Genomic DNA, 13261 nt, shown 5'->3' with positions numbered 1-13261 from the left:
TTGCGGTCGGTGTCGCCGACCCGGATCCGGCGCTGCCAGTCGTGCCGGGGGTTTTGGGCCGGCGGATGGCCGCCAACCTCACGTTTCCATGATGGGCATCTGCCGGCCAGCGGCCGGCACTACCGTATGCCACATCGTGCGCGAATCGCTCTGGTAGGTGCCGACCTTGGTCGGCACAGTGCCGGCGGCATCGCGATCTGACAGGTTGTGCCGACCAAGGTCGGCACCCACCCAATTCGGGCGGTGTCGGCGATCCCGATCCGGCGCAGGCAGACCTGATCGTCTGGTAGTGCCGGCCGCTGGCCGGCAACCTCACGATTCCACGATGGGCATCTGCCCAGATCAGGCTTCCGCCCTCAGGTGTTGGCCGGCGAACTCAGCGGCGGCCGCACCAGGTCGCGGTGGAAGAAATAGATTTCCTGCACCAGGAAGCGCCAGCTGGTGTGGAAGCTGCGGAAGCGCGTGCTGGGCGTGGACGAGGCCAGCGCATCGATGCCCAGCGCCTTGCTCAGGCGCAGCGCGCGCGCCATGTGCAACGGGTCGCTGACGATGATCACCCGGTGCAGGTCGCGCTGGTCCATCAGCCGCTTGGCCTCGACCAGGTTCTGCACGGTGTTGCGCGAGGCGGTCTCGATCAGGATCGCATCGTCCGGCACGCCATGCTTGAGCGCATAGCGCCGCGCCACCTGCGATTCGGAAAAGCGCGCGCCGGTGCCACCGTAGCCGCCGGTGAAGATCAGCAGTGGCGCGTACCGGGCTTCATAGAGATCCAGGCCATGACGGATGCGTTCTTCGAATACCGGCGACGGCTTGGCGTCATAGGCCGCCGCACCGAGCACGATGATGGCGTCGGCCTTGGCTGCCTGGTCGCGCTCCCCCACCCAGACGATCCAGGCGGTCACGCCCAGCAGCCAGACCACCAGCAGCACGAACAGCCGCCACAGCCAGCCCAGCAGGCCGGTGCGGGGCCGGTGCCGGTCGCGGCTCAAGGCGCCCCCCAACGCAGCGCGGGCAGGTCGACATTGCCACCGGACAGCACCAGGCCCACCCGCAGGCCGGCGAACCGCTGCGGCTGTGCCAGCACCGCGGCCAGCACGGTGGCCGAGGACGGCTCGACCACCTGCTTGAGCACCTCCCACAGCAGGCGCATCGCGGCCATGGTGGCGGCGTCGTCGACCACGATCACCTCGACGCCGGCCGCGCGCAGCAGCGCGAAGTTGGGGGCGCCGATCAGGGTACGCAGGCCGTCGCAGATGGTGTCAGGGGTGAACGCGCCCTGGCGCTCGCCTGCGGCCAGCGAGCGCGCGGTGTCGTCGGCACCGGCCGGTTCGGCCAGCACCAGCCGGGTCTGGGGACTGGCGAACTGCAGGGCCCGGGCGGTACCGCTGGCCAAGCCGCCCCCTCCGACTGGGACTACCAGCACGTCGAACGGACCGTCGCTGTGCAGCAGCTCCAGGGCCGCGGTGCCCTGCCCGGCCATCACCGCCGGGTCCGCATAGGGATGGACCAGGGTCGCGCCGGTATCAGCCTGTACTTTGGCGCAGGCGGCCTCGCGGTCGGCGATGGTCGGCGGGCAGCGCCAGAGCGTGGCACCGTGGCGGGCGATGTTGGCCAGCTTGGCCGCCACCGCACCTTCGGGCACCACCACGTGGCAGGGAATGCCACGGGTGCGCGCGGCCAGGGCCAGGGCAGCGCCGTGGTTGCCGGACGAATGGGTGACCACGCCGGCACGGGCGTGATCGGCATCCAGCGACCACACCGCGTTGCAGGCACCACGGAACTTGAATGCGCCGCCGCGCTGCAGGTGTTCGGCCTTGAACGCCAGCTGCGCGCCGGCCAGCGCATCAAGCGTGCGCGAGCGCAGCACCGGGGTCACGCTGGCGTGCGGCGCGATCCGCGCAGCGGCAGCCAGGACATCGTCGGCACGGGGCAACAGTGAATCGCTCATGACGCAAGATTAACGTATGGCTCCACGCTGGCGACCCCGGCACAGGTCATGCCAGCATGAGGGCCTTCACCTCCATTCATCCTGGCCAGTGAAGTTAAGGGCCGATTCAACGCCTGCGCACGAAGCTGACTGCACAACCCGTCCTCTGGGGGGACCCACCATGAAAACGCGCCTGATGCTTGCCGGTGGCCTGTTGCTGGCCCTGACCGGCTGCACCACCTACGACTATGTCGGCGGTGGCCGCAGCGGCAGCTACTACCACGGTGCGCCGTCGGTGGAGTACCGCTACCCGGCCGGCTATCCCTACAACTACGGCTACCCTTACTACGGCGGCTATGGCGGCTACTACGGCGGCTATGGCAATCCGTACTACTCGCGCCCGATCTACCGCCCGCCGCACAACCACCGTCCGCCACCGCGCCCGCCCGGCAACGGTGGCGAGAACCGTCCGCCGCCGCCGCCGCGGCCGTCGTACAACGGCGGTTCGCCGTGGCGGAACATGGACTCGATGCGTCGCCCGCCGCAGTCGAACATCCAGCCGTCGGCGCCGCCACCGCAGGCCCGTCCGGCCCCGGCGCCCAGCGCGCCGAGGATGAACGGTTCCCCGTGGCGCAACATGGATCGTGGGACGCAGCGCACAGTTGAGCGCTGAACCGTCTTGCATTTCACCCGGTCCAGGTTGCACTCTACGGAACCGGTGACGGCCCGCGTCACAAAGTGACAAAAACGAGACGGGCCACCGCAAAAATCTCTACGTCGATATCCGACAGGAACATCTGGATCCCCCCTGTTCCGGCCCTGTCGGATGTCGGCACCTCTGAAGACAGACGGCCCCGCACTGCGGGGCCGTCTGTTTTGCCGGGTCGCCAACCGGAGAGAGCCCCAGCGTCGGTAGATCCACGCCATGCGTGGTCGGGCCTTTCCCGGCAATCCCAAAAAAACAGGGCCGGACAGTCCCCCGACTGCCGGCCCTCTGCTCCCCCACCGTGCGCCTGTACCGGCCCCTGTTCCAATTCCGGTCACGGGCGCCTGCGGCGCCAGCCACGGTGGGTGCTATTGGGTTATCTGCAATAATCCTGCCAACTTTAGGGCTGATTTCGACGCCGGCCGGCCGGCACCGACGCCGCGGCCCCGAATGGCGCTAAAATCGCCACCCCGGCGCCGCCCCGGCCGCGCCTGCCCCCAGCTGAACAGCCCCATGAACCCGTCCTTCCATCGTTACGACGTCATCGTCATCGGCGGTGGCCACGCCGGCACCGAAGCCGCGCTGGCCGCGGCCCGTACCGGCGTGCGCACCCTGCTGCTGACCCACAACATCGAAACGGTGGGCGCGATGAGCTGCAACCCGGCCATCGGAGGCATCGGCAAGGGCCACCTGGTCAAGGAAATCGACGCCCTCGGTGGTGCGATGGCGCATGCCGCGGACCGTGCCGGCATCCAGTGGCGCACCCTCAACGCCTCCAAGGGCCCGGCCGTGCGCGCCACCCGCTGCCAGGCCGACCGCAACCTGTACCGCATGGCGATCCGCGCCATCGTTGAAGGCCAGGCCAACCTGACCGTGTTCCAGGCGGCCGTCGATGACCTGGTCATCGAAGGCGACGCTGTGCGCGGGGTCATCACCCAGACCGGCCTGCGCTTCGATGCCGAGGCCGTGGTGCTGACCGCCGGCACCTTCCTGGCCGGCAAGATCCATGTCGGCCCGACCCAGTACGCCGCCGGCCGCATGGGCGACCCACCGGCCACCACGCTGGCCGCGCGCCTGCGCGAGCGCCCGTTCCAGGTGGACCGCCTGAAGACCGGCACGCCGCCGCGCATCGACGGCCGCTCGCTGGACTACAGCGTGATGGATGAGCAGCCCGGCGACTCGCCGCGCCCGGTGATGTCCTTCCTGGGTTCGGTGGACGAGCATCCGCAGCAGGTCAGCTGCTGGATCACCCACACCACCGAACAGACCCACCAGATCATCCGCGACGCGCTGCACCGCTCGCCGCTGTACAGCGGCCAGATCGAAGGCATCGGCCCGCGCTACTGCCCGTCCATCGAGGACAAGGTGGTGCGCTTCGCCGAGAAGGCCAGCCACCAGATCTTCGTCGAACCCGAAGGCCTGGGCATCGTCGAGATCTACCCCAACGGCATCTCCACCTCGCTGCCGTTCGACGTGCAGCTGGAGATGGTGCGCAGCATCCGCGGCTTCGGCAACGCGCACATCACCCGCCCCGGCTACGCGATCGAGTACGACTTCTTCGATCCACGCGGGTTGAAGGCTTCGCTGGAAACCAAGCTGGTCAACGGCCTGTTCTTCGCCGGCCAGATCAACGGCACCACCGGCTATGAAGAAGCCGCCGCGCAGGGCCTGCTGGCCGGCCTCAACGCCGCACGCCAGGTGCGTGGGCTGGACGGCTGGTGCCCGCGTCGCGACGAGGCCTACCTGGGCGTGCTGGTGGATGACCTGATCACCCACGGTACCAACGAGCCGTACCGCATGTTCACCAGCCGCGCCGAATACCGCCTGCAGCTGCGCGAGGACAACGCCGACCAGCGCCTGACCCCGGCCGGCCGCGAGATGGGCCTGGTGGATGACCAGCGCTGGAGCGCGTTCGAGACCAAGCAGGCCGCCGTCGCCGCCGAGCGCGCGCGCCTGGGCGCGCTGTGGGCGACCCCGGCCAACGCACTGGGCCGCGAAGTGCAGGACACGCTGGGCGTGGCGGTCAGCCGCGAAACCAACGTGCTGGACCTGATCAAGCGCCCCGAGCTGGATTACGCGCAGCTGATGCAGGTGCCGTCGCTGGGCCCGGCCGTGGCCGACGCCAAGGTGGCCGAGCAGGTGGAGATCGGCGTGAAGTACGCCGGCTACCTGGACCGCCAGCGCGAGGAGATCGAGCGCCAGCAGCGGCATGAAGCCACGCCGATCGCTGAAGCCTTCGACTACGCCACGGTGCGCGGGCTGTCGGCCGAAGCGCTGCAGAAACTGGAGCGCGTGCGCCCGCAGACCATCGGCCAGGCGCAGCGCATCCCGGGCATGACCCCCGCGGCAATCTCGCTGCTGCTGGTGCACCTGGAGCGTGCACGCCGGGGCCGCGTGGCGTAGGCAGCACCGTCCGCTTCTGGTGGGTGCCGACTTGGGTCGGCACATGAATCTGCCTTGGTGGGTGCCGACCTTGGTCGGCACGAATCATCAGATCGCGACACTCCATGCTTCCGTGCCGACCAAGGTCGGCACCTACCAGAGCAGGGCGCGTTACCGTGCGTCTGCGCCACCGCCCAGCACCTTGAACAGCGTCACCCGGTTTCCCGCTTCCTGCTGCTGCAGCGCGATCAGGTCCTGCTGCGCGGCAAACAGGCTGCGCTGCGCATCCAGCGCCTGCAGATAGCCGTCCAGCCCGGTGCGATAGCGCGCCTCGGCCAGCGTGTAGCTGCGCTGGCTGGCGGCGACCAGTGCCCGTTGTGCCTCCATCTGCGCGCCCAGGTGATCGCGCGTGGCCAGGGCATCGGCCACTTCACTGAAGGCCTGCTGGATCGCCTTCTCGTACTGAGCGATGCCGATGTCCTTGCCAATCTTCGAGGCATCCAGTGAGGCCTTCAACGCACCGGCGTGGAAGATCGGCGCCGTGATGCTGGGCGCGAACGACCAGCCGCGGGTGCCGGCCGAGAACAGCGTCGACAACGCGGTGGAGCTGTGGCCGTAGTTGGCAGTCAGCGTCAGCGTCGGGAAGAACGCGGCGCGCGCGGCGCCGATATCGGCGTTGGCCGCCTGCAACGCGTGTTCGGCGGACAGCACGTCCGGGCGCTGCAGCAGCACGCTTGAGGGCAGGTTGGCAGGCAGCGGTGCCAGCGCCACGCTGCCGTCCAGTGCCTGCGCGCCGGGCAGCAGTGCCGCCTCCAGCGGCGCGCCCACCAGCAACTGCAGCGCATCACGATCCTGCGCCTGCTGGGCCTGCAGCCTGGCCAGCGCAGCGCGCGCGGCGTCCACACTGGTCTGCACCTGCGACAGGTCCAGGCCCGAGGCCAGGCCTTGTGCATGGCGGGCCTCGGTGCGCTGCAGGGTCTGCTGCTGACTGTCCAGCGTCTGCCGGGTGAACGCCAGCGACTGCTCGTCGGCCGCCAGCGCCAGCCAGGCCGTGGCCACTTCCGCCACCAGGCTGGTGCGCGCCGCACGCTGGTTCTCGGCACTGGCCAGCCAGTTCTGCAGCGCCTCGTTCTTCAGGCTGCGGATGCGCCCGAACAGGTCCAGTTCCCAGCTGCTGATGCCGACCTGCACGTTGTCGGATTCGGTCACCTGGCTGACGCCGATCTCGCTGTTGGCATCACTCACCCGCGAGCGGGTGATGCTGCCGCTGGCATCCACCGACGGCAGCAGCGCCGCGCGCTGGATGCGGTACTGCGCGCGTTCCTTCTCCACCTGCAGCACCGCCACGCGCAGGTCGCGGTTGTTCTGCAGTGCCAGCGCGATGACCTGCTGCAGGCGCGGCTCCAGGAACACCTCGCGCCAGGCCGGCATCGCCAGTGCTGGCCCGGTCTCGCCGGTGGCGGCATTGGCGAACTGTGCCGGCACCGGCGCCTCGGGGCGCTGGTAGTGCGGGGCCATGCTCACGCAGCCGCCCAGCACGGTGGTCATCGTTGCGGCCGCCAGGGCGCGCAGCAGCATCGGCTTCATGGGCGTGCCTCCGGGGCAGTGGCGTCGGCCGGCGCGCGGCCCGGGAACAGGCGGCGCACCAGCAGGTAGAACAACGGCACGAAGAACATGCCCAGCACCATCGAGGCGACCGTACCGCCGGCCACGCCGGTACCCAGCGAACGGCGCGCGGCCGAACCGGCGCCGGTGGCGAACACCAGCGGCAGCACACCCATCAGGAATGCCAGCGAGGTCATCACGATCGGGCGCAGCCGCAGGTAGACCGCCTGCAGGATCGCGTCGCGGGTGCTCCTGCCCTGCTGCTCGAGGATGCGCGCGAACTCGACGATCAGGATGCCGTTCTTCGCTGCCAGGCCAATCGTGGTCAGCAGGCCGACCTGGAAGTACACGTCGTTGTTGAGGCCACGCAGGTTCATCATCAGCACGGCGCCGAACACGCCCACCGGCACTGCCAGCATCACCGCGAACGGTACCGCCCAGCTTTCATACAGCGCGGCCAGGCACAGGAACACGAACAGCAGCGAGATGGCATACAGCATCGGCGCCTGGTTCCCCGACAGCTGTTCCTGGTAGGCCATGTCCGACCAGGCATGGCTGAAGCCTTCCGGCAGCGTGTCGGCCAGGCGTGCGATCTCGGCCATCGCCTCGCCGGAACTGACGCCCGGTGCCGGCTGGCCGGTGATCTCCATCGCCGAGACGCCGTTGTAGCGCTGCAGCGCGGCCGGCGCACTGGTCCAGTGCGCGCTGACCAGCGACGACAGCGGTACCATCTGCCCGGCCTGGTTGCGCACGCTCCAGCGCTCGATGTCCTGCGGCTGCATGCGGGCTTCGGCCGTGCCCTGGATGAACACCTTCTTGATGCGGCCCTTGTAGATGAAGTTGTTGACGAAGTCGCCACCCAGCGCGGCGTTCAAGGTGTCATTGATGTCCTGCGGATTCACGCCCATCGCCTGCGCCTTGGCGTCGTCCACCTTCACCGCGTACACCGGCGCGTCTTCCAGGCTGGCGTAGCGCACGTTGACCAGCTTCGGATCCTTGGCAGCCTCCTTCAGCAGCGTGTTGCGCGCGGCCACGGCGGCGGCATGGCCGGCACCGCCTTCGTCCTGCAGTTCCAGGGTGAAGCCACCGGCATCGCCGAGGCCGAGGATGGCCGGTGGCGAGGTGATGAACACCTGCGCATCGGGCACGCTGGCCATGGCCGCGGTCAAGCGCGCGGCGATGGTATCGGCATCGTCCTTGCGGTCGTCCCAATCCTTCAGCCGGATGAAGGCCTGGCCGACGTTCTGGCCACTGCCGCTGACACTGAAACCTGCGGTGGCCTGGATTGACAGTACGCTGTCGTCCTTCACCGCGGCGGCGCTCAGGCGATCCATCACGGCACGGGTCTGCTCCAGGGTGGACCCGGCGGGCAGCTTCACCAGCGCGTTGAGCATGCCCTGGTCTTCATCGGGCAGGAACGCGCCCGGCAGGTGCCACAACAACAGGCCGGTGGCCACGCTCAGCACCAGGTAGAACAGTACGCCCAGCGTGCGCCGGCCGAGGAAGCGGTCGACGCGATGGCGCAGTCGGTTGGAGGTGCGCTCGAAGCGATGGTTGAACCAGATGAAGAACTTGCCCAGCAGGCCCGGCTCGCCAGCGTGGTCGCCATGCGGATGGCCGCCCTTGGGAATCTGGTGCAGGATGCTGCCGCACAGCGCCGGGGTGATGGTCATCGCCACCAGCACCGACAGGATCATCGCAGCGGCGATCGTCACCGAGAACTGGCGATAGATCACGCCGGTGACACCGCTGAAGAACGCCATCGGCAGGAACACCGCGGTCAGCACCAGCACGATGCCGACCAGCGCGCCGGTGATCTGGCCCATCGCCTTCAACGTGGCTGGCTTCGGTGCCAGCCCTTCGAAGGTCATCACCCGCTCCACGTTCTCCACCACCACGATGGCGTCGTCCACCAGCAGGCCGATGGCCAGCACCAGCGCGAACATGGTCAGCGTATTGATCGAATAGCCGAAGGCGGCCAGCACGCCGAAGGTGCCCAGCAGCACCACCGGCACCGCGATGGTCGGGATCAGCGTGGCCCGCCAGTTCTGCAGGAACAGGTACATCACCAGCACGACCAGCGCGATCGCCTCGATCAGGGTGATCACCACTTCCTTCAGCGAGATGGTCACGAACGGCGTGGTGGTGAACGCCACGTGGTAGGTGTAGCCATGCGGCCAGTACTTCTGCAGCTGCTGCAGCCGTGCCTCGACGGCCTTGGAGACGGCGATGGCGTTGGCACCGGCGTTGAGCTCGATGCCCAGCGAGGCCGACGGCTTGCCGTTGAACGTGCTGATGCTGTCATAGCTTTCCGGGCCCAGGCCGATCGTCGCCACGTCGCCCAGGTGCACCACGCTGCCATTGGCATCGGCCTTGAGCACCACCTGCGCGAACTGCTCGGGCGTGTGCAGGCGGCTGCGCGCGGTCACGGTCGCGTCCAGCTGCTGGCCCTTCAGCGCCGGCTGGCCACCGAGTTCACCGGCCGACACGTCGGTGTTCTGCGCCTGCAGTGCGGTTTCGATGTCCGACGGCATCAGCGCGTACTGGCGCATCTTTTCCGGGTCCAGCCAGATACGCATGGCGTATTCCTGGCCGATCGGCTGGATGTTGCCGACACCGCTGACGCGGCTGATCTGGTCGTCGATGCGCGCTTCCATGAAGTTGGCGACATCGAAGTTGTCCATGCTGCCGTCTTCGCTGGTGAACGACAGCACCTCGAAGATCGAACCACTGGACTTGGTGATGGTCAGGCCGTTCTGCTGCACCGCCTGCGGCAGCGTGGCCATCGCGGCCTGCAGCTGGTTCTGCACCTGCACCTGCGCGGTGTCCGGGTTGGTGCCGGTGGCGAACACCAGGTTGACCTGCGCCGAGCCATCGGAAGCACTGGTCGAGGTCATGTACATCAGGTGGTCCAGGCTCTGCTGGGACTGCTCGATGACCTGGGTGACCGCGTTTTCCACGGTCTGCGACGAGGAGCCGGTGTAGGTGGCGCGGATGGTGATGGTGGGCGGGGCAATCTGCGGGTAGCGGTCCACCGGCAGGATCAGGATCGCGAGCAGGCCGAGCAGGCTGACCGCGATGGCGATCACCCAGGCAAAGATCGGCCGGTCGATGAAGAAACGAACCATGCGCGGCAGGCCTCAGTGCGACTTTTCGTCGGTGTTGCCGTTCGGGTCGACCGCCGGCATCGCCGCCAGCTGCGCCGTGGTGGCCGCCACCGCCTTCACCTGCTGGCCCAGCGCTACCGCACTGCCGTTGCTGACGATCACCCGCTCGCCAGCCTTCAGGCCCTGCGTGATCTGCCACTGGTTGCCCACCACCTGGCCGGTACTGACCCGCCGCTCAACCACGCGATCCTTTGCGTCGAGCAGGCGCAGCAGCGGCTCGCCACGTTCATTGCGCAGCACCGCCTTCTGCGGCACCAGCAGGGCACGCGCATCGGTGGCCATCGGCAACACCGCCTTCAGGTACATGCCCGGCAGAAGCAGGCCCTCCGGGTTCGGAATGACCGCGCGCAGCACCACGTTGCCGGTGCCTGGATCGACTGCGCTGCCGACGAACTCCAGCGTGCCCTCATGGGCATAGGTGCTGCCGTCCTCCAGCAGCACCTTCACCTGGGCCTTGCCATCGATGGCCTTCACCAGGCCGGCGTCGAGCTGCTTGCGCAGCGCCAGCATCTGCGTGCTGGACTGGGTCACATCCAGATAGACCGGGTCCAGCCGTTGAATGGTCGCCAGCGCCGCGTCCTGGCCGGCGGCGACCAGCGCGCCGGCGGTGACGCTGGAGGTACCGATGCGGCCGTCGATCGGTGCGGTCACCCGGGTGTAGTCCAGGTTGATGCGGGCGGCCTGCAATGCCGCGCGCGCGGCAATCACGTTGGCCTGGGCCTGCTTCAGTGCCGAGGTGGCATCGTCGGCGTCCTGCTTGCTGGCCGCGTCCATGCCCAGCAGCGTGCGGGTGCGCTCGGCCTTCGGCTGCGCCGAAAGCACAGCGGCCTCGGCCTGCGCCAGCTGGCCACGCGCGGTATCGAAGGCGGCCTGGTACGGCGCCGGATCGACCTGGTACAGCAGCTGCCCGGCCTTGACCTGCTGGCCTTCGGTGAACAACCGCTGGCGGATCAGCCCACCGATCTGCGGCCGCACCTCGGACACCTCGAACGGCACCGCCCGGCCGGGCAGGGTCTGCTGCAGTGCCAGCGGTTGCGCCCGGGCGGTGATGACGCCGACTTCGGGGGTGGCCGGGGCCTCGGTCCTGCCCGCCGAGCAGGCCGCCAGGGCCAGCAGCAGGGGCAACAACAACGCACGGGGGGAGCGGAACAGCGGACGCAGGAGTGACATGGGGGGCGTGGGGGCCTTTCGTTGACCCGTGCACGCTGCCGTGAAAGTGTGCAGAGAATATGGAGATTGTGCGACCGGCTCAGCGGGCGCTTGCTTTCGGCGCCGCATGCGCCGCTAATGGCCCGGCGATGGCGAAGATTCGATTCAAATTCGGCCTGACCGCGAAGACCTTCCTCGCGATCTTCACCGCCTGCCTGCTGGTGCTGGCAGTGAACGGCATTGCCAGCCGCGTGGCGTTCCAGACCGGCTTCCTGGACTACCTCAACGACCAGGGCGACCTGCGCATGCAGCGCGTGATGCCACACCTGCAGCGCGAGTACCGCACGCACGGCGGCTGGGAGCATCTGCGCGGTGACAGTGACCGCTGGGCGCGGCTGCTGCGCCCGGACCTGGGCCATGGGCACGAGGGGCCCGTGCCGCCGCTGTCCGACCAGACCGGCGTTCCCTCGCGGCTGGGCCTGTTCGATGCGCAGCATCGGTTCGTGGCCGGCAACCCGGACGCGATCAGCGACGACGAGCCGCACAGTGTGCAGGTGGACGGACACACCGTCGGCTGGCTGGGCATGGTGCCGTTCCAGACCGTCATCGCCACCAACGACCTGAATTTCTACAACACCCAGATGCGCGCATGGTGGGTGATCGGCATTTCGCTGCTGCTGGTGACCGTAGTGCTGGCCTGGCTGGTGTCGCGCGCGCTGCGCCAGCGCCTGGCCAAGCTGGCCGCCGCCACTCACCGGCTCGCCGCCGGCGACTACGCCACCCGCATCGAGCGCACCAGCGATGACGAGCTGGATGCACTGGTCAACGACTTCAACCGGATGGCGCAGGCGCTGGACGACACCGAGCGCAACCGCCGCGCCTTCATTGCCGACATCTCGCACGAACTGCGCACGCCGCTGGCGGTGGTGCGCGCCGAACTGGAGGCGATCGAGGACGGCATCCGCCCGCTGGACCGCGCCAACCTGGGTGCCCTGCAGGGCGAGATCCGCCAGCTGGGCAAGTTGATCGACGACCTGCACGACCTGTCGATGACCCAGTCCGGCGGCCTGGCCTACCGATTCGCCCCGCTGGACCTGCTGGCGCTGCTGCGTAGCGAGCTCAATGGCATGCGCGTGCGCTTCTCCACGGCGGGGCTGGCACTGGAAGAAGCGCTGCCCGCCACACCGCTGCAGGTGTCCGGTGACGAGCGCCGCCTGCAGCAGGTGCTGGCCAACCTGCTGGAAAACGCGCTGCGCTATACCCATGGCGGCGGCCGCGTGCGCGTGCAGGCTGCGCGCGTGCCCGCCGGCGTGCAGCTGATCGTGGAAGACACCGCGCCGGGCGTACCGGCCGACAAGTGCGCGCTGCTGTTCGAGCGTTTCTACCGGGTGGAGAGTTCGCGCAACCGCGCCAGCGGCGGCAGCGGGCTGGGCCTGGCCATCAGCCACAACATCATCCTCGCCCACCACGGCCATATCCACGCCGAGCCCTCGCCGCTGGGCGGGCTGCGCGTGGTCGTCACCCTGCCGGAGTCCGCATGAGCCTGTCCCCCGCCGCGTCCGCGAAGATCCTGATCGTCGAGGATGAGCCACGCCTGGCCTCGGTGCTGCGCGACTACCTGGCCGCCGCCGGCATGACCAGCGAATGGGTGGACGATGGCGGCCAGGTGATCGACGCATTCGCGCGCTACCAGCCCGACCTGGTGCTGCTGGACCTGATGCTGCCGCAACGCGATGGCGTGGACCTGTGCCGCGAACTGCGCGCCGGCAGCGACGTACCGGTGATCATGGTCACCGCGCGGGTGGAAGAGATCGACCGCCTGCTGGGCCTGGACATCGGTGCCGACGACTACATCTGCAAGCCGTTCAGTCCGCGCGAAGTGGTCGCGCGGGTGGTGGCGGTGCTGCGCCGTTACCGCCCGGACCCCGCTGCACGCGCCAACAGCGGGCTGCATATCGACGAACCGGCGGCACGCGCCACTTGGAACGGCAAGGGCCTGGACCTGACGCCGGTGGAATACCGCCTGCTGCGCACCCTGCTGGCCACGCCCGGCCGGATCTGGGCGCGCGATGAGCTTCTCGACCGCCTCTACCTGGACCACCGCGTGGTGGTCGACCGCACCGTCGACAGCCATGTGCGCAACCTGCGCCGCAAGCTGGCCGACGCCGGCATGGAAGGCGAACCGATCCGTTCGGTGTACGGCATGGGCTACAGCTACGAACCCTAGCCGGTAGTGCCGGGGCGCGGGCCGCGACCCAGCAGAATAAAGCGCTCCGCCAGAATAATAGCGCGAGGGCACGGGAACCCACAACCACACGAAAAAAA

At 68.6% G+C, this 13261-nt stretch carries 9 protein-coding genes; 4 read left to right on the top strand and 5 right to left on the bottom strand.

The window, feature by feature from the left end; all coding sequences use genetic code 11:
* Positions 1 to 356: 356 nt before the first annotated feature.
* Entirely contained in the window at positions 357 to 1001 is a 645-nt protein-coding gene (locus AC5JLE_RS20390) for a YdcF family protein (protein ID WP_069117674.1), read from the bottom strand.
* Entirely contained in the window at positions 986 to 1948 is a 963-nt protein-coding gene (locus tag AC5JLE_RS20385; protein WP_164110991.1) for a pyridoxal-phosphate dependent enzyme, read from the bottom strand. Before AC5JLE_RS20385 ends, AC5JLE_RS20390 begins: the two co-directional genes overlap by 16 nt.
* Positions 1949 to 2108: 160 nt before the next feature.
* Between AC5JLE_RS20385 and AC5JLE_RS20380 the strand changes: the two genes are divergently transcribed.
* Both AC5JLE_RS20380 and mnmG read left to right on the top strand, forming a co-directional pair.
* Positions 2109 to 2600: a hypothetical protein gene (locus AC5JLE_RS20380; protein WP_134966378.1), complete on the top strand. Its 492-nt coding sequence runs from the start codon at positions 2109 to 2111 to the stop codon at positions 2598 to 2600.
* Between the two features lie 546 nt (positions 2601 to 3146).
* Positions 3147 to 5036: a tRNA uridine-5-carboxymethylaminomethyl(34) synthesis enzyme MnmG gene (gene mnmG, locus AC5JLE_RS20375; RefSeq protein WP_164110993.1), complete on the top strand. Its 1890-nt coding sequence runs from the start codon at positions 3147 to 3149 to the stop codon at positions 5034 to 5036.
* Positions 5037 to 5186: 150 nt separating this feature from the next.
* On the opposite strand, the gene smeC is transcribed toward mnmG, so the two are convergent.
* From smeC to smeA, 3 genes are read right to left on the bottom strand one after another with little or no spacing between them, the layout of a single operon-like run.
* Positions 5187 to 6602: a multidrug efflux transporter outer membrane subunit SmeC gene (gene smeC, locus AC5JLE_RS20370; protein ID WP_496065576.1), complete on the bottom strand. Its 1416-nt coding sequence runs from the start codon at positions 6600 to 6602 to the stop codon at positions 5187 to 5189.
* Complete coding sequence (gene smeB, locus AC5JLE_RS20365; RefSeq protein ID WP_100450759.1) at positions 6599 to 9748, bottom strand: multidrug efflux RND transporter permease subunit SmeB; 3150 nt, start codon at positions 9746 to 9748, stop codon at positions 6599 to 6601. The genes smeC and smeB overlap by 4 nt, the downstream gene beginning before the upstream one ends.
* Before the next feature lie 12 nt (positions 9749 to 9760).
* Entirely contained in the window at positions 9761 to 10957 is a 1197-nt protein-coding gene (gene smeA, locus AC5JLE_RS20360; RefSeq protein ID WP_049403957.1) for a multidrug efflux RND transporter periplasmic adaptor subunit SmeA, read from the bottom strand.
* Positions 10958 to 11085: 128 nt separating this feature from the next.
* Here smeA and baeS point away from each other — a divergent pair, with 128 nt between their 5' ends.
* Positions 11086 to 12477 (top strand): sensor histidine kinase efflux regulator BaeS, encoded by a 1392-nt coding sequence (baeS, locus tag AC5JLE_RS20355; protein ID WP_164111000.1) that lies wholly within the window; start codon positions 11086 to 11088, stop codon positions 12475 to 12477.
* On the top strand, positions 12474 to 13163 hold the full coding sequence (locus tag AC5JLE_RS20350) for a response regulator (protein WP_014648775.1): 690 nt from the start codon (positions 12474 to 12476) through the stop codon (positions 13161 to 13163). Before baeS ends, AC5JLE_RS20350 begins: the two co-directional genes overlap by 4 nt.
* The last annotated feature ends 98 nt before the right edge of the window (positions 13164 to 13261 follow it).

This window comes from Stenotrophomonas sp., from assembly GCF_059505245.1.
Note: the sequence above shows the minus strand (reverse complement) of the source record. Positions and strands in the feature narration are given on the sequence as shown.